Below are 26,290 nucleotides of genomic sequence, written 5' to 3'. Positions count from 1 at the left end.
CGGGCCAGGTCCTAGGTGCGTCCGTGGTCGGCCGCCGCCTGCTCCACCAGCGGGATCACCCGCAGCGGAACGGGGTTCTCCATGACGATCGCCGTGGCGGCCCGGACGATGCCATCAAAGCCCACGACCCGGTCGATCACCCGCTGGAGATCGGCGTTCGAGCGGGCCACCAGCCGGCAGAGCATGTCCCCGGTGCCGGTGGTGGTGTGCAGTTCCAGGACCTCCGGCACGGCCGCCAAGTGCGCCCGGACATCGGCGCCTTGGCCCTGCCGGATCTCCAGCGTCGCGAACGCCGTCACCGGGTAGCCGAGCGCCGCCGGGTCCACCTCCGGGCCGAATCCCCGGATGACTCCGTTCGACTGAAGGCGGTCCAGCCGCGCCTGCGCGGTGCCCCGCGCCACCCCCAGTCGCCGGGACATCTCCAGGACCCCGATCCGCGGCTCCCGCGCCAGCAGCACGATGATCCGCCCGTCCAGATGATCGATCCCCATCCGCCCCGCCCTCCCCGTTGGTCATCCTGTACAGATCGCCCCGTGGAACCGGCGTTCCGCTGGTCAGGATGCCCAGCGAAAACGCGAACTATTGCGCACCCTGCCGAGGGGGCCGATCCTGCGGCTATGACGCAGACCACACACCACACTCCCGACACCGCCCGGCAGGCCGACCCCTTCCCGGTCAAGGGAATGGACGCGGTCGTCTTCGCCGTGGGCAACGCCAAGCAGGCGGCGCACTACTACTCCACCGCCTTCGGCATGACCCTGGTCGCCTACTCCGGACCGGAGAACGGCAGCCGCGAGACCGCGAGCTACGTGCTGGAGAACGGCTCCGCCCGCTTCGTGTTCACCTCGGTCATCAAGCCCGTCACCGACTGGGGCCGGTTCCTCGACCGGCACGTCGCCGAGCACGGCGACGGCGTCATCGACCTCGCCATCGAGGTCCCCGACACCCGCGCCGCCTTCGCCTACGCCGTCGAGCACGGCGCCCGCCCGGTCGCCGAGCCGTACGAGCTGAAGGACGAGCACGGCACGGTCGTCCTCGCCGCCATCGCCACCTACGGCGAGACCCGCCACACCCTGGTCGAACGCACCGGCTACGACGGCCCGTACCTGCCCGGGTTCGCCGCCGCGAGCCCGATCGTCCAGCCGCCCGCGCACCGCACCTTCCAGGCGGTCGACCACTGCGTCGGCAACGTCGAGCTCGGCCGGATGGACGAGTGGGTGGAGTTCTACAACAAGGTCCTGGGCTTCACCAACATGAAGGAGTTCGTCGGCGACGACATCGCCACCGAGTACAGCGCGCTGATGTCCAAGGTGGTCGCCGACGGCACCCTCAAGGTCAAGTTCCCGATCAACGAGCCCGCCGTGGCCAAGAAGAAGTCCCAGATCGACGAGTACCTGGAGTTCTACGGCGGCGCCGGCGTCCAGCACATCGCGCTGAACACCAACGACATCGTGGCGACCGTCCGCACCATGAAGGCGGCCGGCGTGCAGTTCCTGGACACGCCCGACTCCTACTACGACACCCTCGGCGAGTGGGTCGGCGACACCCGGGTGCCCGTCGACACCCTGCGCGAGCTGAAGATCCTCGCCGACCGCGACGAGGACGGCTATCTGCTGCAGATCTTCACCAAGCCGGTCCAGGACCGCCCGACCGTCTTCTTCGAGCTGATCGAACGGCACGGCTCGATGGGCTTCGGCAAGGGCAACTTCAAGGCGCTGTTCGAGGCCATCGAGCGCGAACAGGCCAAGCGCGGCAACCTCTGACCGGGGCGTTCAGCTCACGGGCGGGTCCCCCGGCGGGGGCTCGCCCAGCGCCGCCAGCGCCCCGCGCGCCCGCGGCGCGTGCAGCGGCGAGAAGTACGGGTTGATCCGCAGCGCCTCCGCCAGATGCCGCCGGGCCGGCCCGTACCGCCCCAGCGCCCGCTCGATCATCCCCCGATGATAGGCGTACGGGGCGCTGCGCACCCCGCCCCCGAGGTCCGCGTCGGTGGCACGGGTCGCGTACCGCAGCGCCTGCCGGGTGCGCCCGGCGCGGTGCAGCGCCCAGCCCAGCGCGTCGGCGGCGGCGGTCGAGGGCCGGCCGCGCCACTCGGCGCGCAGTGCGCGCACCGCCGCCCCGGGGTCCCCGTGGTCGGCCTCGAACCGCCCCAGCAGCAGCCCCTCGTCCACCCCGTCCGCGGCGGCCGCCCGCACCCGCTCCCGCACCAGGTCGTACGTCACTCGCGCGGCCTGCCCCAGCCCCAGCGACTCGTACAGCTCGCCCAGCTCCAGCGCGTACTCCGCCCGGGGCTGCCGGGCCAGCGCCGCCCGGTAGGCGCCCAGCGCCTGCGTGGTCCGGCCCAGCGCCGCCAGCGCCCGCCCCTGCCCGGCCTGTGCGTCCCGCTGGTCGGGGTCGGTGCGCAGCGCCTCCTGGAAGAAGAGCAGCGCCCCCTCCCGGTCGCCGCGCTCGAAGGCCAGCCGCCCGGCCTGCTCCAGGTACGCCGCCCGCTCGGCCGGTGCCCCGGCCGCCGCCGCGGCGTCCGAGATCCGGGCCGCCGCGTCCTCCCGCCGGCCCTGGTCCCGGTAGACCGCCGCCACCCGCGCGTCCACCGCCGGGGACGACTCCAGCTTCGTCATCCGCTCCAGGGCCCGCCCCACGCCGTCGGCGTCACCGAGCCCGGTGCGGGCGTCGATCAGCAGCGCCTGGGCCGTCCACCGCCCCGGCGCCCGCTTCCGCGCGGCCTCGGCCCACCGCTCGGCCGCGCGGAAGTCCCGCCGCGCCACCGCCAGCGCCGCGAGCCCCTCCAGCGTGGCGGGGGAGGGGTCCAGGCGCAGGGCGGTGCGCAGCGCCCGCTCGGCCCGCGGGAAGTCGCCGCCGGTGCCGGTGCGCCGGCCCCGCTCCACGTAGGCGGCCCCGAGCACCGCCCACGCCCGCCCGTTGCGCGGACGGGCCCGCAGCCGGGCCTCGTGCTCGCCGATCAGCGCCGTCAGCGCGGGCAGCGCCGCCGGGACCCCCGCGGCCGGCGCGCCCCGGCCCTGGGCCTGGGCCTGGGCCCCGGCCGCCGGACCGGGCGCGGGAGCGGGCGCCCGGCCGCGCTCCGGGGGCAGCGTCAGCAGCACCCCGGCGAGCACCGCGACCCCGGCGGCCACCGCCACCGGCAGGCGCTTGGTGAGGCGGACCGGACGCCGCCGCAGTCGGATCTCCATACCGCTCACTGTGCGCACGGCGGACGGGGCCACCCGGGCAGGCGACAGCCGGTGCCGACGGGGTTCACACCGATGGCCCCCCGGTGCCACCCTGTGATCATGAGCCGTATCGAAGCGCCTCGTGACGAGACGACCGGCAACCTGCTCGACCGGCTGCTGGCCGGGCTGCCCGCCGACGCGGTGCTCACCGACCCCGACGTCACCGTCTCCTACGCCACCGACATGGCGAGCTTCTGCCCGGCCGGCACCCCCGCCGTCGTCGTCCTGCCGCGCACGGTCGAGGAGGTCCAGCACGTCCTGCGCACCGCCACCGAGCTGCGCGTCCCCGTCGTCCCGCAGGGCGCCCGCACCGGCCTGTCCGGCGGCGCCAACGCCACCGAGGGCTGCGTGGTGCTCTCCCTGGTCCGGATGGACCGCATCCTGGAGATCGACCCGGTGAACCGGATCGCCGTCGTCGAACCCGGCGTCATCAACGCCGACCTGTCCCGCGCGGTCGCCGAACACGGCCTGTCCTACCCGCCGGACCCCTCCAGTTGGGAGATGTGCACCATCGGCGGCAACATCGGCACCGCCTCCGGCGGCCTGTGCTGCGTCAAGTACGGCGTCACCGCCGAGTACGTCCTCGGCCTCGACGTCGTCCTCGCCGACGGCCGCCTGATGTCCACCGGCCGCCGCACCGCCAAGGGCGTCGCCGGGTACGACCTCACCCGGCTCTTCGTCGGCTCCGAGGGCTCCCTCGGCATCGTCGTCCGGGCGGTGCTGGCGCTGCGGCCCAAGCCGCCCGAGCAGTTGGTGCTGGCCGCCGAGTTCCCCTCGGCGGGCGCCGCCTGCGACGCGGTCTGCCGGATCATGGCCGGCGGGCACGTCCCGTCCCTCCTCGAACTGATGGACCGTACGACCGTCAAGGCGGTCAACGACCTCGCCCGGATGGGGCTGCCCGAGTCCACCGAGGCCCTGCTCCTCGCGGCCTTCGACACCCCCGACCCGGCCGCCGACCTCGCCGCCGTCGGCGCCCTGTGCGAGGCGGCCGGCGCCACCCAGGTCGTCCCCGCCGAGGACGCCGCCGAGTCCGAGCTGCTCCTCCAGGCCCGCCGGCTGTCGCTCACCGCCCTGGAGGCCGTCAAGGGCACCACGATGATCGACGACGTGTGCGTGCCCCGCTCCCGGCTCGGCGACATGCTCGGCGGCGTCGAGCGGATCGCCGCCAAGTACGGCCTGACCATCGGCGTCTGCGCGCACGCCGGCGACGGCAACACCCACCCGACGGTCTGCTTCGACGCCGCCGACCCCGACGAGGCACGGCGGGCCCGCGCCTCCTTCGACGAGATCATGGCCCTCGGCCTGGAACTCGGCGGCACCATCACCGGCGAACACGGCGTCGGCGTGCTGAAGAAGGAGTGGCTGGCCCGTGAACTGGGCCCGGTGGGGCTGGAGATGCAGCGCGCCGTCAAACGGGCCTTCGACCCGCTGGACATCCTCAACCCCGGCAAGCTGTTCTGACCCCGCACCCCCGCACCCCCGCACCCCGCGCCCCTACCGGGCCAGCAGATCGGCCAGGGCGTCGTCCAGACCGAGCCGCCCGCCCTCACTGCCCGGGGGACAGGCGCGCAGGGTCCGCTCCAGCCAGGCCGACACCGGCGGCGTCGGCGCCTCCAGCAGCGCCTCCCCGTCGGGGCTGCTCAGCGCCATCAGCACCACACCGCGCCCGTCGGACCGGGACGGCCACACCCGTACGTCACCGTCGCCGCTCGGCCGGAACACGCCCTCCACCAGCAGCTCCCGGGCGAACATCCAGTGCACGGGCCGGTCGGTGTCGATGTGGAACGTGACGTGGACGGCGTACGGATCGTCGGTGCGGTAGCTCAGCAGGGCCGCCACGGCGGCGGTGCGGCCGGGCGCCAGGATCAGCCGCATCTCCAGCTCCCGCTCTACGACGGTGGGGTGCATGCGCAGGTGCCTCTCTCGTGATCGTTCGGTCGGTCAGGAGGGAGAGCGGCCGGGGCCCGGGGCGTTACGCGGGTCCGCGGGCTTTTTTTCGTACGGGCGTTGCCCGGAAAGGAGTGGGTACGGCCGGACCGGCGGTGCGGACCGCGCCCGTCTGATAGATGTGGAGGCCCCCCTACCCCACCGAGCAGATACGGGACGACGGACATGAGCGCCCCAACCCCGGCCCCCGGCGACGACCGGCCCCGCGAAGGGTATTACCCGGACCCGTCCATCCCTGGATATGTCCGGTACTGGAACGGTGCCGCCTGGGTACCGGGCACCAGCCGTCCGGCCCCGGCGGCCGGCGAGCGGCTCGCCCCGCCGCCCGGCGCGGACGCGTCCGTGGAGGAGACCGGCCCGCACTTCTTCGACGAGGACCCGGTGGCTCAGGCCGCCCCGGCCGGAGAACCGCACGGCGGCCGTCCCGCGCCCGGCACGGCCTGGGGCGCCGGCGGGCAGCCCGCCTGGCCGGCCGCGAAGGGGAGCGACCCGAGGGTGCCGCACGACCCGCCCGGCGAGGCGGACCCCGGTACGTTCGTCTTCCGGCGCCCGGTGACGGGGGAGCGGTCCGCGCCCGACGCGGCGGCCGGGGCCGGGGGGCCCGCCGACGAGGGGACCCTCACCATCCGGGCGGTACCGCCGCACACGGCCGGGCTCGCCGGCCCCTCCGCACCCTCCGCTCCCGCCGCCCCCGCAGTTCCCTCCGCTCCCTCCGCTCCCGCCGCCCCCGCAGTTCCCGCCGCTCCCTCCGCTCCCGCCGCTCCCACCGGCCCCGGCCCCGGAAAGGCCGCCGCCGCCGTGCGGCCCGAGGCCCTCCCCGCCCCCTCCGGCCCGCAGCAGGCCCCCGGCAGCGCCCCCGCGCAGACCGCGCCCGCGCAGACCGCCCCCGCGCAGACCACGCCCCCGCAGGCGGCGGCCCCCCAGCCGCTGCCCGCCCCGCCCGCGGTCCCGCACCCCGCCCCCGCCGCCCCCGCCCTCGCCGCGCCCCTGACCACCGGCCCCGGTGGCGGGCAGTCGTCCTGGGCGCAGCAGGTGCACCGGCTGGCCGGGGCCGCCGGGGAGGAGCGGCCGGTCGCCCCGTGGAAGCCGCCCGTCGAGGACGTGTTCCAGGCCGCCGCCCGCCGGCAGGCGTCCGCGCGGCCCGCCGGGCTCGGCAAGCGCCTCGTCGCCAAGCTGCTGGACACCCTCGTGCTGGGCGCCGTCACCGCCGCGGCCGCCGTACCGCTCGGCGCGAAGGCCGCCGACCACGTCCACGCGAAGATCGACGCGGCGAAGCTCTCCGGCGAGACCGTCACCGTCTGGCTGCTGGACGGCACGACCGGCGCCTACCTGGGCATCGTCCTGGCCGTCCTGCTGCTCGCCGGCGTGGTCTACGACGCGCTGCCCACCGCCAAGTGGGGCCGCACCCTGGGCAAGAAGCTGCTGGGCCTGGAGGTCCGGGACATCGAGGCGCACGAGACCCCCTCCTTCGGCGCCGCCCTGCGCCGCTGGCTGGTCTACAGCGTCCCCGGCCTGCTGGCCGTCGGGATCGTGGGCGTCGCCTGGTGCCTGTTCGACCGCCCGTGGCACCAGTGCTGGCACGACAAGGCCGCGCATACGTTCGTCGCGGGCTGACCGGGTACGCCGGTCGGCGTACCGGAAACCGTCGCCCGGACGGCCGCTCGCCGGATGCGTGACCGTGGCGTTCGCGGTCGACTCGGGCCATGAGCAGCGAACCGCCCCCCGGCTCCGGTCAGCAGCCGCCGGAAGACGACCCGTTCAGGAAGCAGCCCCCGCCAGGGACCGGTCCGGGCACGGGCGGCGGCACCGGCTCCCCGTACGGCACCCCGCCCCCGAGCGCGGGCGGCCAGCCCCCGCCGTACGGCTCCCCGCCCCCGCCCGGCGGAGGCGGCGGCCCCTACAACGGCGGAGGCGGCGGCCCGTACGGAGGCGGCCCCCACAACGGCGGAGGCGGCGGCCCGTACGGCGGCGGACCCTACGGCGGAGGCGGCGACCCCTACGGCGGAGGCGGCGACCCCTACGGCGGCGCCCCCGCCGACCCCCTCGCCGGCATGCCCCCGCTCGCCGACAGCGGCCGGCGCACCCTCGCGCGGATCATCGACATGATCCTGGTCGGCATCGTCGTATGGCTGCTGAGCTGGGGCTTCGACGTCGCGGAGTACGACGTCGACGGCGGTGCGGTCAACGTCGGCAAGTCCTTCTGGCAGTCTCTGATCGCCGCCGTGCTCTACATCGCCTACGACACCTTCATGATCAGCCGGACCGGCCGGACGCTCGGCAAGAAGTGGCTCGGCCTGCGCGTCGCCGACCTCGGCAACGGCGCGACGCCCGCCACCCAGACCGCGCTGCTGCGCGCGGCGGTGCTCTGGCTGCCGTTCGCCTTCTGCTGCGCCTGCGTGTGGACGATCATCTGCGGGGGCTGGAGCTTCTTCGACCGTCCCTACAAGCAGGGACTGCACGACAAGGCGGCCAGGACGGTGGTGGTCAGCACCGGGTGACCGCCTTCGTCGCTCCTCAGGCGGCGCGCTGCCGTACCGATTCGCCGGCGGCCGTGCCGCTGGAGACCGGTACCGGTCGCTCGGCCGGGACCGCCGACGGGCGGCGGACGGCGACCGTGCGGGTCCTGGCGGCCGGGACGGTCACCGCGACGAGCAGCCCGAGGGCGAGCGCGGCGACCGCGATGACGGCGATCCCCACGGCCGAACCGGCCTGGGAGAGCGCCAGCATGGCGACGGTGGAGAGGATCACGGTGCAGGAACCGTAGGCGAACTGTGCGACGGTCGGACGGGGCATGGCCATCGTGTCCTCGGAAGGGGGGATCTCGGGGGTGAGACGGGCGGTCGGCCTGGCGTGCCGCCGACTTCCGGGCGTTCTGCCGTACGACTCTAGTCCGCTGCATGCCCGAGGGGAACGAACAGTAAGCGTGACCTGACCAACAGTGCTGGTGCACGGGGGGCGCACGGAGTCATGGCGTCCAGAAAACGGACGGTGGCACGCGCCCGCCCGGCCGAGGCCAGGTGTCCGTAAAGCGAACATTGGCTTACGCATAGTGCACTTGATCTGTTCAAGTCAAGGTCTGTCTTTTCCCGCGATCCTCTAGTCAAATGTCGTCACTTGACTACACGCGTTGATCACGCGTTCGCGGACCAGCAGAGCATCCGGCCCCCCTTCCGCGTACGCGGACGCGGGGGAGGATCTCAAGTGACCAGCAGACCCTGGACGTTCAGAGCGGCGGCCACCGTCGTCGCGCTCGCCACGGCCACCGCCACGCTCGCCACCGCCACCGCGGCGCAGGCCGACGCACCGGCCCGCCCGGGAGCCGTGGACCGCCACGACCCCGGCGCGGCGAAGGACAACCACGCCCACGACCTGGACGGCCCGTTGAGCCAGACCCAGGACGCCCAGCGCGAAGAGGCGCTCAACCAGGTCATATCCGGCAAGGCCACGGTCAAGGACCGCGACGGTTCGAAGGTGGTCCAGCTCAAGGGCAAGAAGGGCGACGGCAAGTACGTCGAACTCGGCCGCGAGAAGACCGACAAGATCTTCACCATCCTGGTGGAGTTCGGCGACAAGACCGACAGCCGCTACGGCGGCACCCCCGGCCCCCTGCACAACAGCATCGCCGCGCCGGACCGCCGCAAGGACAACTCCACGGCTTGGCAGGCGGACTACAACCGGAAGCACTACGAGGACCTGTACTTCGGTACCGGTGAGGACACCGAGTCCGTCAAGAAGTACTACGAGAAGCAGTCCTCGGGCCGCTACTCCGTCGACGGCGAGGTCTCCGACTGGGTCAAGGTCCCCTACAACGAGGCCCGTTACGGCAACAACGCCTGCGGCTCCAGCACCTGCTCCAGCGTCTGGAACGTGGTCCGCGACGGCCTGGACGCCTGGGTCGCCGAGCAGAAGGCGGCCGGCCGCACCGACGCCGACATCAAGGCGGACGTCGCCGAGTTCGACCAGTGGGACCGCTACGACTTCGACGGCGACGGCGACTTCAACGAGGCCGACGGCTACATCGACCACTTCCAGATCGTGCACGCCGGCGAGGACGAGTCCGCGGGCGGCGGCGCCGAGGGCGAGGACGCCATCTGGGCCCACCGCTGGTACGCCTTCGGCAGCGACGCCGGCGCCACCGGCCCGTCCGGTAACCGGCTCGGCGGCACCCAGATCGGCTCCACCGGCATCTGGGTCGGCGACTACACCATCCAGCCGGAGAACGGCGGACTCGGCGTCTACGCCCACGAGTACGGCCACGACCTGGGCCTGCCCGACCACTACGACACCGCGGGCGGCGACAACTCCACCGGCTTCTGGACGCTGATGTCCTCCGGTTCCTGGCTGGGCACCGGCCGGAACGAGATAGGCGACCTGCCCGGCGACATGAACGCCTGGGACAAGCTCCAGCTCGGCTGGCTGAACTACGACACCGCCAAGGCGGGCGTGGACTCCTGGCACAAGCTGGGCGTGGCCGAGTACAACACCAAGCACAAGCAGGGCCTGGTCGTCCAGTTGCCGAAGAAGGCGGTCACCACCGAGATCGTCACCCCGGCCCAGGGCGCGACCCAGTGGTGGAGCGGCAGCGGCGACGACCTGAAGAACACCCTGACCCGTTCCGTCGACCTGACCGGCAAGTCGTCGGCCGCCCTCACCCTGGACGGCTGGTACGACATCGAGGCCAACTACGACTACCTCTACGCCGAGGCGTCCACCGACGGCGGCGCCACCTGGACCGCCCTGGACGGCACCTTCGACGGGCAGCCGATCGCCCGTGACGGCAGCGACAAGCCCGCCCTCACCGGCACCGCCGACGCCTACGGCGAGCTGGCGTACCCGCTGGACGCCTACGCGGGCAAGAAGATCGACCTGCGCTTCCGCTACCAGACCGACGGCGGCGTGGCCCAGAAGGGCTTCACGGCCGACGAGATCACGGTGACCGCCGACGGCGCGACCGTCTTCGCCGACGACGCCGAGAGCGCCGACGCCGCCTGGACGGCCGACGGCTTCTCCCGGGTCGGCGCGTCCTTCACCAAGGACTACGCGCAGTACTACATCGCCGAGAACCGGCAGTACGTGTCGTACGACAAGACGCTGAAGACCGGCCCGTACAACTTCGGCTTCTCCACCACCCGGCCGGACTGGGTGGAGCACTACGCGTACCAGAACGGTCTGCTGATCTGGAAGTGGGACACCTCCCAGCAGGACAACAACACCAGCCAGCACCCCGGCACCGGCCTGGTCCTGCCCGTCGACTCGCACCCGGCCGCGCTGAAGTGGTCCGACGGCACCCTGATGCGCAACCGCTTCCAGTCCTACGACTCGCCGTTCAGCCGGTACCGCACCGACGGCATGACCCTGCACAAGGCCGACGTCCCGGTCCGGATCCCGTCCGCCAAGGGCGTGCCGGTCTTCAACGACCGCACCAGCGACTACTACGACCCGGCGAACCCGACCGGCGGCGTCCGGGTCACTGACACCAACACCAAGATCGAGATCACCAAGGAGGCCGCGGACGGCTCGACCATCGAGCTTGAGGTCGGCCCCGCGACCCAGCGGTAAGACGTTTCCGCAGCTCAGCGCATGATCGGCGGCGACCCCCTGGCGGGCCGCCGCCGATCCGTGTTTAGGTGCGTCCTGTGGTTCTCTTATTGACACTCGTGGACACGGGGGTACGACCGCATGGCCGCAGGAGGTTTCTGCAAGCTGCCGCACGGCACCGTGGTGGTGGCGCTCAACCTGCCCAGCCCGGCCGGTGACGGACCGGGCGCGGTCCGTGTCCTCGTCCACGCCCGCAACCGGGCGCGCGCCCTGACCAGGCTGCGCAACCTCGGGCTGGGCGCCGTCTACCTGCGGGGCAACGCCGCCCCGCCGAGCCCCGACGAGATCACGGCGGTGCTGCACCACCCGGACGGCCTGATATGGCGCACCGCCCCGGCGGCCGGCGCCGCCGACCTGGTCCAGGAGCTGTGGCACCCGATCCGCACGCTGCTCGGACGGCCCGCGCCCCAGCCCTGAGCGGCGCCACCGCACCGGGGCCCGTGCGGCGCTACTGCACCACGGGCTTGCCGGACAGCTCCACACCCGCCGACCGCAGCTCCTCCAGCGCCCGCTCGGTGGTCTCCGGGCTCACCCCGGCGGTCAGGTCCAGCAGCACCTGGGTACGGAACCCCTCCCGTACGGCGTCCAGCGCGGTGGCCCGCACACAGTGGTCGGTGGCGATGCCGACCACGTCGACCTCGTCGACCTGGCGGGCGCGCAGCCAGTCGGCGAGCCGGGTGCCGTTCTCGTCGGCGCCCTCGAACCCGCTGTACGCGGCCGAGTACGCCCCCTTGCTGAAGACGGCGTCGATCGCCCCGGAGGCGACGGCGGGCGCGAAGTTCGGGTGGAAGCCCACGCCCTCGGTGCCGGCGACGCAGTGCGCGGGCCAGGAGCGGACGTAGTCGGGGTTGTCGGCGAAGTGGCCGCCGGGCGCGATGTGGTGGTCCCGGGTGGCCACCACGTGCCGGTAGCCGGCGGGCGCCTGCCCGATCAGCTCCGTGATGGCGGCGGCCACGTCGGCACCCCCCGCGACCGCGAGGCTCCCGCCCTCGCAGAAGTCGTTCTGCACGTCTACGACGATCAAGGCGCGGCGCATGGTCGGTGTCCTTCGACTATGGGGTCGGGGAGTTCTCGCGGAGCGGAGGGTATGGGCCCGGCCGGTGAAAATCCGAGCCTAGGGGTCGCGGGGCCGGTGGGGGAGGGGCCCCGGGGGGCCGGATCGCTGCGCACCAGCTTTAGCTACCCGAGCCCTCGTGCACGTACTCCGTCGGAAGGACGGGTTCCCCCCGGGAGAGCTGGGTCGCGGACAGCGGCAGGCCCGCGCGGGCGGCGGCGTGCCGGTCCCGGGCGGCGTCCAGCGGCTCGCGGGCGACCACCTCGCCGCCCTTGACCAGCTCGACCAGGAGCTGCCGGTCGGCCAGCGCGTCCGGCACCGGCCCGGTGCCGACCACCTCGGCCTCGGCGACGCCGTACGCGTCCAGGCGGCGCGCGGCCCACTTGCGCCCGCCGACCGAGGTCTTGCCGCCGCTGGACTTCTTGGCGACCGGCACCAGCGGCGCCCCGGGGTCGTCGGACGCGGCCCGGGCGACCAGCTTGTAGACCATGGACGCGGTGGGGTGCCCGGAGCCGGTCACCAACTGGGTGCCGACCCCGTAGGCGTCCACCGGGGCGGCCCGCAGCGAGGCGATGGCGTACTCGTCCAGGTCCGAGGTGACGACGATCTTCGTGTCGGTGGCGCCCAGCTCGTCCAGTTGCTGCCGCACCCGGTGGGCGACCAGCAGCAGGTCGCCGGAGTCGATCCGGACCGCCCCGAGGCCGGGCCCGGCCACCTCCACGGCGGTGCGCACCGCCTCGGCGACGTCGTACGTGTCCACCAGCAGGGTGGTGTCCCGGCCCAGGGACTCGACCTGGGCGCGGAAGGCGTCGCGCTCGGTGTCGTGCAGCAGGGTGAAGGCGTGCGCGGAGGTGCCGACGGTGGGGATGCCGTAGCGGAAGCCCGCGGCCAGGTCGGAGGTGGTGGCGAAGCCGCCGACGTAGGCGGCGCGGGCGGCGGCCACCGCGGCCAGCTCGTGGGTGCGGCGGGCGCCCATCTCGATCAGCGGGCGGTCCCCGGCCGCCGACGCCATCCGGGAGGCCGCCGCGGCGATCGCCGAGTCGTGATTGAGGATGGACAGGATCACGGTCTCCAGCAGCACGCACTCGGCGAAGCTGCCCTCCACCCGCATGATCGGCGAGCCCGGGAAGTACACCTCGCCCTCGGGGTAGCCCCAGATGTCGCCGCTGAAGCGGTAGTCGGCGAGCCAGGCGAGGGTCTCCTCGTCGACGATGCCGCGGTCGCGCAGGAAGGCGAGGACGTCCGCGTCGAAGCGGAAGTTCTCCACCGCGTCGAGCACCCGCCCGGTGCCGGCCACCACTCCGTACCGCCGCCCGTTCGGCAACCGCCGGGTGAAGACCTCGAACACGCTCCGCCGCCGGGCCGTGCCCCCGGTCAGGGCGGCCCGCAGCATCGTCAGCTCGTACTGGTCCGTGAAGAGCGCCGTCGAGGGAACATCCACCGGCAGCCCAAGGTCCGCTGTGTTCATGGTCAGTGATCGTACTCCCATTTCGTCAAACTGACGATTTAGGGCCGCGGGCAGGCCCGTTTGTGCGACTGCCCCCCTGCGGTGGCAGCATGGGTGATGTGACGTCACCCGCTCCCGTAGAGATCGAACGCACCGAGTCGGCGGAGGAGACCTTCGCCGTGCCCGAGCCGGACGTCCCCTGGGTCACCATCGTCCACAACGACCCGGTCAACCTCATGAGCTATGTGACGTACGTCTTCCAGACGTACTTCGGCTACTCCAAGGACAAGGCCACCAAGCTCATGCTCGACGTCCACCACAAGGGCCGTGCGGTCGTCTCCAGCGGCAGCCGCGAGGAGATGGAACGCGACGTGCAGGCCATGCACGGCTACGGTCTGTGGGCCACCCTCCAGCAGGACCGGAAGTAGCTGAAACGCCTCCATGCCAGGACACTTCGAACCGCTCCCCGGCGGCGGCGCGGCCGTCGCCCTCGACGACGTCGAGATCTCCATCATCCGGTCGCTGGCCGTGCAGCTCCTGGAGCTGATCGGCCCCGGTCCCGCCGAGGACGCGCCGGACGACCCGCTCGCCGAGCTCTTCGCCGAGGGGCCCAGCGAGCCGCCCTCCGACCCGGTCCTCAAGCGGCTGTTCCCGGACGCCTACATCGACCCCGAGGGCACCCCGCAGGCCAGGGAGGCGGAGGAGCAGCGGGCGTACTCCGCGGAGTTCCGCCGCTACACCGAGAACGACCTGCGGGCCGGCAAGCGGGAGAACGCGCTGGCGGTGGTCCGCTCCCTGGACGCGCTGGCGTCCCGGGCCGCCGAGGACGGCGGGGCGGTGCTGAAGCTGTCGGCCGAGGAGTCCCGGCAGTGGCTGGGCGCGCTCAACGACCTGCGCCTGGCGATCGGCTCCCGGCTGGACATCGCCGACGAGGACGACACCGACCTGCTCTACCGGCTCCCCGACGAGGACCCGCGCAAGCCGATGGTGATGGCGTACCTCTGGCTGGGCGGGCTCCAGGAGACGCTGGTCTCGACTCTCATGCCGTAGCGGCCCTCCCGCTCAGCGGAGTCGCGCGTCCAGATAACGATCGCGTCAAAGCGACGCACCGTTCTGCCTATTTCTGACGCCTTTTGTTCCTTTTGTCTGTGGTGTGGGCCACATCGGCCACCTGTGATGAACCGGGCGGTCGTGGTAAATCTTCTCGACCGCCCGGCGAACACCACCCGAATGTTCGGCCGGGTGCGCCACCGAGCCGGCGGACCGCCGGCCAGGCACCGCTCCATCATCCGGGGGGATCGAGACCCGATCCGAGGCCGACGCGAAGGCCCGGGTCGGCATGGAGAAAGGCGCACCACCATGACCTCTGCGCAGGTCGGCAAGGCGAACACCCCCGAGGAGGGGTACGAACGCGGCCTCGGCAGCCGCCAGGTCCAGATGATCGCGATCGGCGGCGCCATCGGCGTCGGGCTCTTCCTGGGCGCCGGGGCCAACATCGCCAAGGCGGGGCCCAGCCTGATCGTCATGTACGCCCTCGCCGGCGTGATCATCTTCTTCATCATGCGGGCCCTGGGCGAGCTGCTGCTCTACCGGCCCGTGTCGGGTTCCTTCGCCGAGTACTCCCGCGAGTTCCTCGGCCCCTTCTTCGGTTACTTCACCGGCTGGACGTACTGGCTGATGTGGGTGGTCACCGGCATGGCCGAGCTGACCGCCGCCGCGATCTACATCAACTACTGGTTCCCGGACATCCCGCAGTGGATCTCCGCGCTGGTCTTCCTGGTCGTGCTGTTCGTGGCCAACCTGATCTCGGTGAAGCTGTTCGGCGAGATCGAGTTCTGGTTCTCGATGGTCAAGGTCACCGCCATCATCGGCATGATCGTGATCGGCCTGGGCGTGCTCACCTTCGGCTTCAGCCAGGCCGGCGACACCGCCGCGGTCTCCAACCTGTGGGAGTTCGACGGCTTCTTCCCCAAGGGCATCGGCTCCTCCCTGATGACCCTCCAGGGCGTGATGTTCGCCTACCTCGCCGTCGAGCTGGTCGGCGTCACCGCCGGCGAGTCCGAGAACCCGGAGAAGACCCTCCCCAAGGCCATCAACACCCTGCCCTGGCGGATCGCGCTGTTCTACGTCGGCGCCCTCACCGTCATCCTGTGCGTGGTGAAGTGGACCGAGTTCGCCCCCGGCGTCTCGCCGTTCGTCGCGGCCTTCTCCAAGATCGGCATCCCGGCCGGCGCCGCCATCGTCAACTTCGTGGTGCTCACCGCCGCCCTGTCCTCCTGCAACTCCGGCATGTACTCCACCGGCCGGATGCTGCGCACCCTCGCCGACAACGGCGAGGCCCCCGGCGTCTTCAGCAGGCTGTCCGCCTCCAAGACCCCGGCCCTCGGCATCACGGTCTCGGTGGTCTTCATGGGCATCGGCGTGGTCCTGAACTACATCGTCCCGGAGAAGGCGTTCGGCTACGTCACCTCGGTCGCCACCGCGGCCGGCATCTGGACCTGGCTGATGATCCTGATCAGCCACGTCATGTACCGCCGCAAGGTCGTCGCGGGCAAGCTGCCCGCCTCGTCCTTCCCGGCGCCCGGCGGCTCGATCTGCTCCTGGATCGCCATCGCCTTCCTGCTCTTCGTCACCGGCATCATCGCCTACGACGCGGACGCCCGGGTCTGCCTGTACGTGATGGCGGGCTGGGCGGTCGCCCTCGGCATCGGCTGGGCGGTGCTCAAGAGCCGCAACCCGCAGGTCACCCGGCGCGGCGAGGGCGAGCTGGGCGGCGAGCCCGAGTTCGAGAAGGTCGGCTGACCCACCCGTCCGCTGTCCGGCATATGGGCCGTCCCGTACCACCCATCGGTACGGGACGGCCCCTCTGCTTATCCTGCTGTCCATGCTGACCATCACCCAGGCCCTGTACGACCAGATCGTCGCGCACGCCCGCGCGGACCACCCCGACGAGGCGTGCGGGGTGGTCGCCGGCCCCGTCGGCGCGGGCCGCCCCGAGCGGTTCATCCCCATGCTGAACGCCGCCCGCTCGCCCACCTTCTACGAGTTCGACTCCCAGGATCTGCTCAAGCTCTACCGGGAGATGGACGACCGCGACGAGGAGCCCGTGGTCATCTACCACTCCCACACGGCCACCGAGGCGTACCCCTCGCGCACCGACATCTCCTACGCCAACGAGCCCGGCGCTCACTACGTGCTGGTCTCCACCGCCGACACCGACGGCGCCGGCGACTTCCAGTTCCGCTCCTTCCGGATCGTCGAGGGCGAGGTCACCGAGGAGGAAGTGAAGGTCGTCGAGGCGTACTGAGACTCCCGGAGGCGGCCCCGTACTGGCTCCCGGAGGCGGCCCTGTACTGGCGCGTCTCGTCCTGCGGATGAACAACGTCCGAAGGGTGAGATCACCTTCCAGAACCCGGACCGGGAATCGATACGATGAGTCCATGGTTCTCCACGACGTGAGCGAGAAGACGCCGGGCGCACTGCTCGTGGCGAAGCTGCACGTCGACCTGTGCAGGCTCGCCAGCGCCATCTGTTGAACCCGCGGCGCCGCCGCCGTACCGCCGTGCGCAGCGGCGTGCCGTCCCGCGCGCCCGAAGAACCCACGACATCTTCCGACAGGAGCCCTCAGCCATGGCCATCGAGGTCCGCATCCCCACCATCCTCCGCCAGTACACCGACGGCCAGAAGGCGGTGGAGGGCAGCGGTGAGACCCTCGCCGATCTCTTCGCCGACCTCGACTCCCGGCACGCGGGCATCCAGGCCCGGATCCTGGACGGCGGCCAGTTGCGCCGCTTCGTCAACGTCTACCTCAACGACGAGGACGTCCGCTTCCTCGACGGCATCAACACCAAGCTCTCCGACGGCGACAACGTCACGATCCTGCCGGCCGTCGCCGGCGGTATGGCCTGATACCCATGCGCTACGACTCCCCGCTGGCCGCGGTGGGCAACACCCCCCTGGTGCGCCTGCCGCGGCTGTCGCCCTCCGCCGACGTGTCGATCTGGGCCAAGCTGGAGGACCGCAACCCCACCGGCTCGATCAAGGACCGCCCCGCCCTGCACATGATCGAGCAGGCGGAGAAGGACGGCCGCCTCACCCCGGGCTGCACCATCCTGGAGCCGACCAGCGGCAACACCGGCATCTCGCTCGCCATGGCCGCCAAGCTCAAGGGCTACCGCATGGTCTGCGTGATGCCCGAGAACACCTCGCAGGAACGCCGTGACCTGCTCGGCATGTGGGGCGCCGAGATCATCTCCTCCCCGGCGGCCGGCGGCTCCAACACCGCCGTGCGGGTCGCCAAGGAACTGGCCGCCGAGCACCCCGACTGGGTCATGCTCTACCAGTACGGCAACCCGGACAACGCCGGCGCCCACTACGCCACCACCGGCCCCGAGATCCTCGCCGACCTGCCGTCCATCACCCACTTCGTGGCCGGCCTCGGCACCACCGGCACCCTCATGGGCGTCGGCCGCTATCTGCGCGAGCACAAGCCGGACGTCCGGATCGTCGCCGCCGAGCCGCGCTACGACGACCTGGTCTACGGCCTGCGCAACCTCGACGAGGGCTTCGTCCCCGAGCTGTACGACGCCTCGGTGCTGACCACCCGCTACTCGGTCGGCTCCGCCGACGCCGTCACCCGCACCCGCGAACTCCTCCAGCAGGAGGGCATCTTCGCGGGCGTCTCCACCGGCGCCGCCCTGCACGCCGCGATCGGCGTGGCCGGCAAGGCCGCCAAGGCCGGCGAGAGCGCGGACGTGGTCTTCGTCGTCGCCGACGGCGGCTGGAAGTACCTCTCCACCGGCGTCTACACCGCCGCCACCACCGAGGAAGCCATCGCGACCCTGCACGGCCAGCTCTGGGCCTGACCGCCCCGCCCCGCTCCGCTACGTCGCCAGGTGACGGACCTGGTCCCACAGGACCGGGTCCACCACACCCACCCGGCGGCGGAACTCCCGCACCGGGACCTCCCGCAGCTCCTCCGTCTCCAGGAAGCTCGCCCGCCCCCGCGCGTCCCCGACCGAGCCCGGCGGCAGCGGGATCACCCCCGAGCGGCCGTCCCGGTACCGGCTGGTGATCTTCACCACGGTCACCCGCCGCCCGCGCACCGCGACCACCAGACACGGCCGGTCCTTCGCGCCCTCCGTGTCCTCGTACGGCACGTTCGCCCACCAGATCTCCGCCGGCCGAGGCCGCACCGCCCGCCCGCCGCGCCCCCCGGGCCGGCCCGGCGGACGCCGCCGCCCGCCCGGCCGCCCGCTCCGGCCCCATCCGTCGACGAGCGTGGCGACGAGCCCGAGCAGGACCACGGCCGCGAGCACCAGCCACCATGACGTGTCCATACGGCGACGTTACCGGCGCGCGCCACCGCCGCGCGCCCCTATCCCGACCCCACACGCCCCGCTTCCAGCCGAACCGGTGACACCACAGGTGAGTTCGCCCACAACGGCCCCTGGCGGAGGAGCGACCCGAGGTTTTGCGCCTTACGCTCGACGGACCGCACGACCCCCGTCTCTCCTCATCCGCCAGCGGAGGTTTCTGCTCCATGAAGCTCACCGTCGTCGGCTGCTCGGGGTCGTTCCCGTCCGCGGAATCGGCCTGTTCGAGCTACCTCGTCGAGGCCGACGGCTTCCGGCTGCTCCTCGACATGGGCAACGGCGCCCTGGGCGAGCTGCAGCGCCACTGCGGTCTCTACGACCTCGACGCGATTTTCCTCAGCCATCTGCACGCCGACCACTGCATCGACATGTGCGCCTACTTCGTGGCGCGCTACTACCGGCACGACGGCGGCCGCTGCGCCCCGCTCCCGGTCTACGGCCCCGAGGGCACCGAACACCGGCTCACCACCGCCTACGCCGACACCCCCACCGCCTCCTCCATGAGCGAGGTCTTCGACTTCCACACGGTCAAGCCGGGCACCTTCGAGATCGGCCCGTTCACCGTGCACACCGACCTGGTCGCGCACCCCGTCGAGGCGTACGGCATCCGCGTCGAGCACGCCGGGCGGTCGCTGACCTACTCCGGCGACACCGGGGTCACGCCCACGCTGGACGAACTCGCCCGCGACAGCGACCTGTTCCTGTGCGAGGCCGCCTTCACCCACGGCAAGGAGGCGATCCCCGACCTCCACCTCAACGGACGCGAGGCCGGCCAGACCGCCGCCCGGGCCGGCGCCCGGCGCCTGGTGCTCACCCACATCCCCCCGTGGACCGACCCGCGCACCAACCTCACCGACGCCCGCGAGGTCTTCGACGGCCCGGTGACCCTGGCCGCGCCGGGAGCGACGTACGAGATCTGAGCCCGCACGCGCGAAGGCCCCGGAACCCACCCGGTTCCGGGGCCTTCGTCATGCCGTGCGGCGAGGGAGTCTCACGCCTTCGTGAGGTCCTCGACCTCCTCCTCGGGTTCGCGGCCCGGGGTCTTCAGGTCGAACTTGAGGATGGCGAAGCGGAACACCACGTAGTAGAGGGCCGCGAAGACCAGGCCGATCGGGATGATCAGCCACGGCTTGGTCGCCAGGTGCCAGTTGAGGGCGTAGTCGATGAACCCGGCCGAGAAGTTGAAGCCGGCGTGCACACCCAGGCCCCAGGTCACCGCCATCGACACCGCGGTGAGCACCGCGTGCAGCACGTACAGCAGCGGCGCGATGAACATGAACGAGAACTCGATCGGCTCGGTCACACCGGTGACGAACGAGGTCGCCGCCAGCGAGATCATCATGCCCATCACGGCCTTGCGGCGCTCGGGGCGGGCGCAGTGCGCGATGGCGATCGCGGCGGCCGGCAGACCGAACATCATGATCGGGAAGAAGCCGGACTGGAAGATGCCGGCGGAGGGGTCACCGGCCAGGAAGCGGGTGATGTCGCCGTGCACGATCTCGCCCGAGGCGTCCTTGAAGTCACCGAGCTGGAACCAGGCCACCGTGTTGACGAACTGGTGCATGCCGATCGGGATCAGACCGCGGTTGACCGCGCCGAACAGGGCCGCGCCGCCCGCGCCCAGGCCGGTCATCCACTCGCCGAAGCTGGAGATGGCCTCGCCGATGGGCTCCCAGACCAGACCGAAGAAGACGCCCACGACGATGCCGACGAACGCCATGATGATCGGCACCAGCCGGCGGCCGTTGAAGAAGCCGAGCCAGTCCACCAGCTTCTTGCGGTGGTAGCGCTGCCACAGCACGGCGGCGAGCAGACCCATGATGATGCCGCCGAGCACCCCGGGGTTGTTGTACGTCGCGGCGACGTCCGGGCCGTCCTTGACCACCGCCTCGGTGACCGGGAACGCCTCCAGCACCTTGCTGTAGACCAGGAAGCCGACCACCGCGGCGAGCGCGGTCGAGCCGTCCGCCTTCTTCGCGAACCCGATCGCCACGCCTATGCAGAACAGCAGCGGCAGCGAACCGGTCAGCGCACCGCCCGCGTTGTTGAAGACGGCGGCGACCTTGTCCCAGCCCAGGCCGTCCTTGCCGAAGATGTCGTCCTGGCCGAGGCGGACCATGATGCCGGCGGCCGGGAGTACCGCGATCGGGAGCTGTAGGCTGCGTCCGACCTTCTGCAGGCCCTGGAACAGGCCCGATCCCCGCTTCTTTGCGGGGGCCGCCGATGCGGTGGCGGTGCTCATGTTACGTTTCCTCCATCGGGTGGTGGTCTACACCACTCAGTGGTGTAGACCTGTTGTAGCACGATGAAGGCGGCATAAGGAACCCTCGGTTCCGCTATCCCTTCGTGACGTCCTCCACCTCCTCCTCCGGCTCCCGCCCCGGCGTCTTCAGGTCGAACTTCCGGATCGCGAACCGGAACAGGACGTAGTAGACGACGGCGAAGCACAGGCCGATCGGGACGATCAGCCAGGGCCTGGTCGCCAGGTTCCAGTTGATGACGTAGTCGATCAGGCCCGCCGAGAAACTGAACCCGTCCTTCACCCCCAGCGCCCAGGTCACCGCCATCGACACCCCGGTCAGCACCGCGTGGATGGCGTACAGCACCGGCGCGACGAACAGGAACGAGTACTCCAGCGGCTCGGTGATGCCGGTCACGAACGACGTCAGCGCCACCGACAGCATCAGTCCGCCCACCTCCTTGCGGCGGTGAGGCTCGGCGCAGTGCGTGATGGCCAGCGCCGCGGCCGGCAGCGCGAACATCATGATCGGGAAGAAGCCCGAGGTGAACTGGCCCGCGTCCGGATCACCGGCCAGGAACATGTTGATGTCGCCGTGCACCACCGTGCCGTCCGGCTTGGTGTAACTGCCGAACTGGAACCACATCGGCACGTTCAGGAACTGGTGCAGCCCGATCACCAGCAGCGCCCGGTTCGCCAGCCCGAACACCCCGGCGCCCCACGCCCCGATCTCCGTCAGCCAGTCGCTGAAGCTCTCCAGCGCGTCCCCGACCGGCGGCCACACCCACAGGCACAGCGCCGCGAACGCGATCGCCACGAACGCCATGAGGATCGGCACCAGCCGCCGCCCGTTGAAGAACCCCAGCCAGTCCACCAGCTTCGTCCGGTGGAACCGCCGCCAGAAGTACGCCGCCAGCAGGCCCATCACGATCCCGCCGAACACCCCCGGGTTCTGGTACGTGAACGCCGTCACCGACCCGTCGGCGAGCCGGCAGCCCACCTGCGGCACCGCCTTCGACCCCGCCGGGCAGTCCTCCGGGAACTGCCGCAGCACGTTGAAGTAGACGAGGAACCCCGCCACCGCCGCCAGCGCCGTCGACCCGTCCGCCTTCTTCGCCATTCCGATGGCCACGCCCACGCAGAACAGCAGCGGCAGCCCCAGCGAGCCGTCCAGCAGCGCCCCGCCCGCGCCCGTCATCACCTTCGAGACATCGGTCCAGCCCAGCCCGTCGGCGCCGAACACGTCCGGCTGCCCCAGCCGGTTGAGGATGCCCGCCGCCGGCAGCACCGCGATCGGCAACTGCAGACTGCGCCCCATCTTCTGGAGCCCTTGGAACAGACCCTGGAAGCGGGCCCGGGCGGGACTGGCCGGGCGGTCGGCACTCATCCGGTCTCCTTGGCGGGGGAGGCGGTTTGGCGGCCGTCCCCGCGGTGGTGTAGACCAGTTGGCGGACGGTTCCGCTGTCGTGACGCCATCATTCGGTACCGACCGCATGACCGCTCGCGAAGATGGGCCAACTGTGGGTTACTGCGACAAAGCGGTTCGGATCAGGGAGAAAGAACATGGCCAGCAAGGCTGAGAAGATCGTTGCCGGGCTCGGCGGCATCGACAACATCGACGAGATCGAAGGCTGCATCACCCGCCTCCGTACCGAGGTCAACGACCCCTCGCTGGTCGACGAGGCCGCCCTCAAGGCCGCCGGCGCGCACGGCGTCGTGAAGATGGGCACCGCCATCCAGGTCGTCATCGGCACCGACGCCGACCCGATCGCCGCGGAGATCGAAGACATGATGTGAGCCCCGCGCCCACGTGTACGAGGGGGTCCTTCCCGCCCCGGGAAGGACCCCCTCCGCATGCCGATAGGCTCACCGGCATGTCACGCATCGACGGCCGCACCCCCAACCAACTCCGCCCCGTCACCATCGAACGCGGCTGGAGCAAGCACGCCGAGGGCTCCGTCCTCGTCTCCTTCGGCGACACCAAGGTCCTGTGCACCGCCTCCGTCACCGAAGGCGTCCCGCGCTGGCGCAAGGGCAGCGGCGAGGGCTGGGTCACCGCCGAGTACGCCATGCTGCCGCGCGCCACCAACACCCGCGGCGACCGCGAGTCCGTCAAGGGCCGCATCGGCGGACGCACCCACGAGATCAGCCGCCTGATCGGCCGCTCCCTGCGCGCGGTCATCGACTACAAGGCGCTCGGCGAGAACACCATCGTCCTGGACTGCGACGTCCTCCAGGCCGACGGCGGCACCCGCACCGCCGCCATCACCGGCGCCTACATCGCCCTCGCCGACGCCGTCGCCTGGGCCCAGGGCAAGAAGATCGTCAAGCCCGGCCGCAAGCCCCTCACCGGCACCGTCGCCGCCGTCTCCGTCGGCATCGTGGCCGGCGTCCCCCTGCTCGACCTGCGCTACGAGGAGGACGTGCGCGCCGACACCGACATGAACGTCGTCTGCACCGGCGACGGCCGCTTCGTCGAGGTCCAGGGCACCGCCGAGGCCGAGCCCTTCGCCCGCGCCGAACTCGACAGCCTCCTCGACCTCGCCCAGACCGGCTGCGCCGAACTGGCCGGACTCCAGCGCGAGGCCCTCGGCATCGCCCTCGAAAGGTAAAGCCCCGGAAAAGCGCGGCCGCCGCACCGCGCAACTGCGCCGCCCGCCACCGCGTCCCTAGGGGTACGGGCGTACGGCCTCACCGCCGTACGCCCGGCGCACCGCACCGAGGGGCCCGCCCGGCCCTGACCCCAGGGGAGGACCGCACCCATGGCCAGGACCCGACGCCGCAGCCGTCGTACCGCCGTCGCCGCCGCCCTCGCGGCCGCCGGTCTGACCGCCGCGCTCGCCACCGGCTGCGACGCCGTCGACCGGGCACTGGACTGCGTCCAGACCGCCGACGCCATCGCCGACAGCGTCACCGCCCTCCAGCAGGCCGTCGAAGCCGCCGACGACCCGGCCGAACTGCGGGACTCCCTCGACACCATCGAGGACGACCTCGACAAGATCGGCGACAAGACCGACGACACCGACGTGGACCAGGCCGTCGACGACCTCGGCCGGGCCGTGGAGAACGTCCGCACCGCCATCGAGAACGGCGACGCCACCCCCGACATCAGCCCTGTCACCGACGCGGCCGGCGAACTGACCAAGGTCTGCACGCCCTGACCGGGCGGTAGCGGAGCCGTCCGTTCCGCCTGGGAGACTGGACCCCATGACCCGCCTGATCCTCGCCACCCGCAACGCCGGGAAGATCACCGAACTCCGCGCCATCCTCGCCGACGCCGGACTGCCCCACGAACTGATCGGCGCCGACGCCTATCCCGGCATCCCCGACGTCAAGGAGACCGGCGTCACCTTCGCGGAGAACGCCCTGCTCAAGGCGCACGCCCTCGCCCGGGCCACCGGCCTGCCCGCCGTCGCCGACGACTCCGGCCTCTGCGTCGACGTCATGAACGGCGCGCCCGGCATCTTCTCCGCCCGCTGGGCCGGCCGCCACGGCGACGACCGGGCCAACCTCGACCTGCTCCTCGCCCAGCTCTCCGACATCGCCGACGAGCACCGCGGCGCCTCCTTCGCCTGCGCGGCGGCCCTGGCCCTGCCCGACGGCACCGAACGCGTGGTCGAGGGCCACCTCCCGGGCACCCTGCGCCGAGCGCCGGCCGGTACCGGCGGCTTCGGCTACGACCCGATCCTCCAGCCGGAGGGCGAGACCCGCACCTGCGCGGAGCTGACCGCCGAGGAGAAGAACGCGATCAGCCACCGGGGCAAGGCGTTCCGCGCGCTGGTGCCGGTGGTACGGGAACTGCTGGGCTGAGGCGGACACACCAACGGCCTGCGGATCACCGTGGATTCGCAGGCCGTCTCGGTGCGGCGGAAGGGATTCGAACCCTCAAGCCCGATCAAGGGCCACAGATCCTAAGTCTGCTGCGTCGCCATTGCGCCACCGCCGCGAGTGCCCCTCATGGTACCGGGCGGCCCGGGCGGGGCGGCTCAGATCCCCAGATCCTTGATGATCTTGGCTACGTGGCCGGTCGCGCGGACGTTGTAGAGGGCGCGCTCCACCTTGCCGTCCTCGTCGACGACGATCGTGGAGCGGATGACGCCCTGGTACGTCCGGCCGTAGTTCTTCTTCTCGCCGAAGGCGCCGTACGCGTCGAGGACCTTCTTGTCGGGGTCGGCGAGGAGGGTGACCCGCAGCGACTCGGCGTCGCGGAACCTGGCCAGCTTCTCCGGCTTGTCCGGGGAGATGCCGAGGACGTCGTAGCCGGCGCCGGCCAGCAGGTCGAGGTTGTCCGTGAAGTCGCACGCCTGCTTGGTGCAGCCGGGGGTAAGGGCAGCGGGGTAGAAGTAGACGATGACCTTGCGGCCCTTGTGGTCGGCCAGGGACACCTCGTTGCCGTCGGCGTCCGGGAGGGTGAAGGCGGGGGCGGTGTCCCCGGGCTGGAGTCGCTCGCTCATCGGAACAGCGTAACCGGGGGTCCTGACAGTGCGGTGGGCCGCAGAGCTGACAGACTGTCCGGAACAAGCATCAGCTTCACATCGGAGGCCGTACGGTGGCGGACACGTCGGACACGAGAACCCCGGCGCAGATCGAGGCGGACATCAAGCGCCGCCGCGAGGTGCTGGCCGAGACGCTGGACGAGATCGGGATGCGGGTGCACCCGAAGACGATCATGGGGGACGCCAGAGCGAAGGTCGCCTCCGACATCGACCGCACCCTGGGACGTGCCTACGTCGGCGTCAACAAGGTGGTCAGCGATGTGAAGGCACAGTTCGTGGACGAGCAGGGCAGACCCAAGCCGGAGCGGGTCGTGCCCGTGGCCCTCGTGGTCGTCGGGGTGGTGGGCCTGCTGGCCCTGCGGACCCGGCGGCGCAGGGGCTGAGACGGAGCAGGTAGGTTCAAGGCGTGAGCGCCAACAGAAACGACCACAGCACCCAGGACGACAAGCTGCCCATCCGGATGCTGCACGACCGTGTGCTCGTGCGGCAGGACACCAGTGAGGGCGAGCGGCGTTCGGGGGGCGGCATCCTGATCCCCGCCACGGCGGCGGTCGGCCGGCGGCTGGCCTGGGCCGAGGTCGTCGCGGTGGGGCAGAACGTCCGGACGGTGGAGCCGGGTGACCGGGTGCTGTACGACCCGGAGGACCGCGCCGAGGTCGAGGTGCGCGGCGTCGGGTACGTGCTCATGCGCGAGCGCGACCTGCACGCGGTGGCCGCCGACCGCTTCGAGGGCTCGGAGGACTCCACCGGGCTGTATCTCTGAGCACGGGACGACGAAAAGGGCTGGTGACCATCGTCACCAGCCCTTTTCGGCATGCCTTGCTACGGTGGAGACACCCCGACGAGACGCGCCGTACCGGGTGAAGGCAAAGACGACGCACCGCCGTTCGATCCGTACACGGAGGTGTCT

General features: G+C 71.7%; 30 protein-coding genes, 1 tRNA gene and 1 riboswitch. Of the genes, 20 read left to right on the top strand and 11 right to left on the bottom strand.

The window, feature by feature from the left end; all coding sequences use genetic code 11:
- Positions 1-11: 11 nt before the first annotated feature.
- A complete protein-coding gene (locus IE316_RS03810) occupies positions 12-491 on the bottom strand; it encodes an Lrp/AsnC family transcriptional regulator (protein ID WP_190202636.1) in 480 nt (159 codons plus the stop codon).
- Between the two features lie 126 nt (positions 492-617).
- On the opposite strand from IE316_RS03810, the gene hppD reads away from it, so the two are divergent.
- Positions 618-1,763 carry a 4-hydroxyphenylpyruvate dioxygenase gene (hppD, locus tag IE316_RS03805; RefSeq protein ID WP_190202635.1) on the top strand — a complete coding sequence of 382 codons (1,146 nt, stop codon included), beginning with the start codon at positions 618-620 and terminating at the stop codon, positions 1,761-1,763.
- Between the two features lie 9 nt (positions 1,764-1,772).
- Here hppD and IE316_RS03800 read toward each other — a convergent pair whose 3' ends face one another.
- Positions 1,773-3,185 carry a tetratricopeptide repeat protein gene (locus tag IE316_RS03800; protein WP_190202634.1) on the bottom strand — a complete coding sequence of 471 codons (1,413 nt, stop codon included), beginning with the start codon at positions 3,183-3,185 and terminating at the stop codon, positions 1,773-1,775.
- Positions 3,186-3,278: 93 nt separating this feature from the next.
- Here IE316_RS03800 and IE316_RS03795 point away from each other — a divergent pair, with 93 nt between their 5' ends.
- Positions 3,279-4,685 (top strand): FAD-binding oxidoreductase, encoded by a 1,407-nt coding sequence (locus IE316_RS03795; protein WP_190202633.1) that lies wholly within the window; start codon positions 3,279-3,281, stop codon positions 4,683-4,685.
- Between the two features lie 33 nt (positions 4,686-4,718).
- On the opposite strand, the gene IE316_RS03790 is transcribed toward IE316_RS03795, so the two are convergent.
- Positions 4,719-5,132 carry an SsgA family sporulation/cell division regulator gene (locus IE316_RS03790; RefSeq protein WP_190202632.1) on the bottom strand — a complete coding sequence of 138 codons (414 nt, stop codon included), beginning with the start codon at positions 5,130-5,132 and terminating at the stop codon, positions 4,719-4,721.
- Positions 5,133-5,336: 204 nt separating this feature from the next.
- Between IE316_RS03790 and IE316_RS03785 the strand changes: the two genes are divergently transcribed.
- The gene (locus IE316_RS03785) at positions 5,337-6,785 is read left to right on the top strand and encodes an RDD family protein (protein ID WP_190202631.1); all 1,449 of its coding nucleotides are present in this window, start codon (positions 5,337-5,339) and stop codon (positions 6,783-6,785) included.
- A gap of 89 nt (positions 6,786-6,874) precedes the next feature.
- Entirely contained in the window at positions 6,875-7,669 is a 795-nt protein-coding gene (locus IE316_RS03780; RefSeq protein ID WP_190202630.1) for an RDD family protein, read from the top strand.
- A gap of 16 nt (positions 7,670-7,685) precedes the next feature.
- Here IE316_RS03780 and IE316_RS03775 read toward each other — a convergent pair whose 3' ends face one another.
- Positions 7,686-7,970 carry a hypothetical protein gene (locus IE316_RS03775; RefSeq protein ID WP_229910170.1) on the bottom strand — a complete coding sequence of 95 codons (285 nt, stop codon included), beginning with the start codon at positions 7,968-7,970 and terminating at the stop codon, positions 7,686-7,688.
- A 402-nt stretch (positions 7,971-8,372) separates the two neighbouring features.
- On the opposite strand from IE316_RS03775, the gene IE316_RS03770 reads away from it, so the two are divergent.
- Positions 8,373-10,730, top strand: a complete 2,358-nt coding sequence (locus IE316_RS03770; RefSeq protein WP_190202628.1) for an immune inhibitor A domain-containing protein — start codon at positions 8,373-8,375, stop codon at positions 10,728-10,730.
- Between the two features lie 120 nt (positions 10,731-10,850).
- Entirely contained in the window at positions 10,851-11,186 is a 336-nt protein-coding gene (locus IE316_RS03765; protein ID WP_190202627.1) for a hypothetical protein, read from the top strand.
- A 31-nt stretch (positions 11,187-11,217) separates the two neighbouring features.
- On the opposite strand, the gene IE316_RS03760 is transcribed toward IE316_RS03765, so the two are convergent.
- Together IE316_RS03760 and IE316_RS03755 are read right to left on the bottom strand one after the other, a co-directional pair.
- On the bottom strand, positions 11,218-11,805 hold the full coding sequence (locus IE316_RS03760) for a nicotinamidase (protein ID WP_190202626.1): 588 nt from the start codon (positions 11,803-11,805) through the stop codon (positions 11,218-11,220).
- A gap of 139 nt (positions 11,806-11,944) precedes the next feature.
- Positions 11,945-13,291, bottom strand: a complete 1,347-nt coding sequence (locus tag IE316_RS03755) for a nicotinate phosphoribosyltransferase (protein ID WP_190202625.1) — start codon at positions 13,289-13,291, stop codon at positions 11,945-11,947.
- 89 nt (positions 13,292-13,380) lie between these two features.
- Between IE316_RS03755 and clpS the strand changes: the two genes are divergently transcribed.
- The 7 genes from clpS (at position 13,381) to IE316_RS03725 (ending at position 18,135) form a co-directional block, all read left to right on the top strand.
- Positions 13,381-13,698 (top strand): ATP-dependent Clp protease adapter ClpS, encoded by a 318-nt coding sequence (clpS, locus tag IE316_RS03750; protein ID WP_190202624.1) that lies wholly within the window; start codon positions 13,381-13,383, stop codon positions 13,696-13,698.
- Between the two features lie 13 nt (positions 13,699-13,711).
- Positions 13,712-14,320: a DUF2017 domain-containing protein gene (locus IE316_RS03745; RefSeq protein WP_190202623.1), complete on the top strand. Its 609-nt coding sequence runs from the start codon at positions 13,712-13,714 to the stop codon at positions 14,318-14,320.
- A 309-nt stretch (positions 14,321-14,629) separates the two neighbouring features.
- Complete coding sequence (locus tag IE316_RS03740; protein ID WP_190202622.1) at positions 14,630-16,072, top strand: amino acid permease; 1,443 nt, start codon at positions 14,630-14,632, stop codon at positions 16,070-16,072.
- An 82-nt stretch (positions 16,073-16,154) separates the two neighbouring features.
- Entirely contained in the window at positions 16,155-16,577 is a 423-nt protein-coding gene (locus IE316_RS03735) for a M67 family metallopeptidase (RefSeq protein ID WP_190202621.1), read from the top strand.
- 133 nt (positions 16,578-16,710) lie between these two features.
- Positions 16,711-16,806: a putative leader peptide gene (locus IE316_RS36165; RefSeq protein ID WP_351056362.1), complete on the top strand. Its 96-nt coding sequence runs from the start codon at positions 16,711-16,713 to the stop codon at positions 16,804-16,806.
- A gap of 94 nt (positions 16,807-16,900) precedes the next feature.
- Positions 16,901-17,179 carry a MoaD/ThiS family protein gene (locus IE316_RS03730; protein ID WP_190202620.1) on the top strand — a complete coding sequence of 93 codons (279 nt, stop codon included), beginning with the start codon at positions 16,901-16,903 and terminating at the stop codon, positions 17,177-17,179.
- Between the two features lie 5 nt (positions 17,180-17,184).
- Positions 17,185-18,135: a PLP-dependent cysteine synthase family protein gene (locus IE316_RS03725; protein WP_190202619.1), complete on the top strand. Its 951-nt coding sequence runs from the start codon at positions 17,185-17,187 to the stop codon at positions 18,133-18,135.
- An 18-nt stretch (positions 18,136-18,153) separates the two neighbouring features.
- Here the strand turns inward: IE316_RS03725 and IE316_RS03720 are convergent, their stop codons facing one another.
- Entirely contained in the window at positions 18,154-18,609 is a 456-nt protein-coding gene (locus IE316_RS03720; protein WP_190202618.1) for a type II toxin-antitoxin system PemK/MazF family toxin, read from the bottom strand.
- Positions 18,610-18,812: 203 nt separating this feature from the next.
- Between IE316_RS03720 and IE316_RS03715 the strand changes: the two genes are divergently transcribed.
- Positions 18,813-19,565, top strand: a complete 753-nt coding sequence (locus tag IE316_RS03715) for an MBL fold metallo-hydrolase (RefSeq protein ID WP_190202617.1) — start codon at positions 18,813-18,815, stop codon at positions 19,563-19,565.
- Between the two features lie 71 nt (positions 19,566-19,636).
- On the opposite strand, the gene IE316_RS03710 is transcribed toward IE316_RS03715, so the two are convergent.
- Both IE316_RS03710 and IE316_RS03705 read right to left on the bottom strand, forming a co-directional pair.
- Entirely contained in the window at positions 19,637-20,887 is a 1,251-nt protein-coding gene (locus IE316_RS03710) for a PTS transporter subunit EIIC (RefSeq protein WP_190202616.1), read from the bottom strand.
- A gap of 94 nt (positions 20,888-20,981) precedes the next feature.
- Positions 20,982-22,271, bottom strand: a complete 1,290-nt coding sequence (locus IE316_RS03705; RefSeq protein WP_190202615.1) for a PTS transporter subunit EIIC — start codon at positions 22,269-22,271, stop codon at positions 20,982-20,984.
- A gap of 176 nt (positions 22,272-22,447) precedes the next feature.
- Here IE316_RS03705 and IE316_RS03700 point away from each other — a divergent pair, with 176 nt between their 5' ends.
- The 4 genes from IE316_RS03700 (at position 22,448) to rdgB (ending at position 24,694) form a co-directional block, all read left to right on the top strand.
- A complete protein-coding gene (locus IE316_RS03700; protein ID WP_055495256.1) occupies positions 22,448-22,681 on the top strand; it encodes a PTS sugar transporter subunit IIB in 234 nt (77 codons plus the stop codon).
- Between the two features lie 77 nt (positions 22,682-22,758).
- Positions 22,759-23,496 carry a ribonuclease PH gene (rph, locus tag IE316_RS03695; RefSeq protein ID WP_190202614.1) on the top strand — a complete coding sequence of 246 codons (738 nt, stop codon included), beginning with the start codon at positions 22,759-22,761 and terminating at the stop codon, positions 23,494-23,496.
- A 150-nt stretch (positions 23,497-23,646) separates the two neighbouring features.
- Positions 23,647-24,045, top strand: a complete 399-nt coding sequence (locus IE316_RS03690) for a hypothetical protein (RefSeq protein WP_190202613.1) — start codon at positions 23,647-23,649, stop codon at positions 24,043-24,045.
- A 46-nt stretch (positions 24,046-24,091) separates the two neighbouring features.
- Positions 24,092-24,694, top strand: coding sequence for an RdgB/HAM1 family non-canonical purine NTP pyrophosphatase (gene rdgB / locus IE316_RS03685; RefSeq protein ID WP_190202612.1), 603 nt, complete (start codon positions 24,092-24,094; stop codon positions 24,692-24,694).
- A 52-nt stretch (positions 24,695-24,746) separates the two neighbouring features.
- On the opposite strand, the gene IE316_RS03680 is transcribed toward rdgB, so the two are convergent.
- Together IE316_RS03680 and bcp are read right to left on the bottom strand one after the other, a co-directional pair.
- Positions 24,747-24,830 (bottom strand) — tRNA-Leu (locus IE316_RS03680).
- A gap of 40 nt (positions 24,831-24,870) precedes the next feature.
- On the bottom strand, positions 24,871-25,338 hold the full coding sequence (gene bcp / locus IE316_RS03675; RefSeq protein WP_190202611.1) for a thioredoxin-dependent thiol peroxidase: 468 nt from the start codon (positions 25,336-25,338) through the stop codon (positions 24,871-24,873).
- A gap of 95 nt (positions 25,339-25,433) precedes the next feature.
- On the opposite strand from bcp, the gene IE316_RS03670 reads away from it, so the two are divergent.
- Both IE316_RS03670 and IE316_RS03665 read left to right on the top strand, forming a co-directional pair.
- Positions 25,434-25,763, top strand: coding sequence for a DUF3618 domain-containing protein (locus tag IE316_RS03670; RefSeq protein ID WP_190202610.1), 330 nt, complete (start codon positions 25,434-25,436; stop codon positions 25,761-25,763).
- Between the two features lie 23 nt (positions 25,764-25,786).
- Positions 25,787-26,143 (top strand): GroES family chaperonin, encoded by a 357-nt coding sequence (locus IE316_RS03665; protein ID WP_190202609.1) that lies wholly within the window; start codon positions 25,787-25,789, stop codon positions 26,141-26,143.
- Between the two features lie 48 nt (positions 26,144-26,191).
- Positions 26,192-26,262, top strand: a riboswitch (guanidine-III (ykkC-III) riboswitch).
- Positions 26,263-26,290 lie beyond the last annotated feature (28 nt).

Source organism: Streptomyces fumanus, assembly GCF_014655295.1.
Classification (GTDB): domain Bacteria; phylum Actinomycetota; class Actinomycetes; order Streptomycetales; family Streptomycetaceae; genus Streptomyces; species Streptomyces fumanus.
This window is presented reverse-complemented; position numbering and strand designations above follow the sequence as displayed.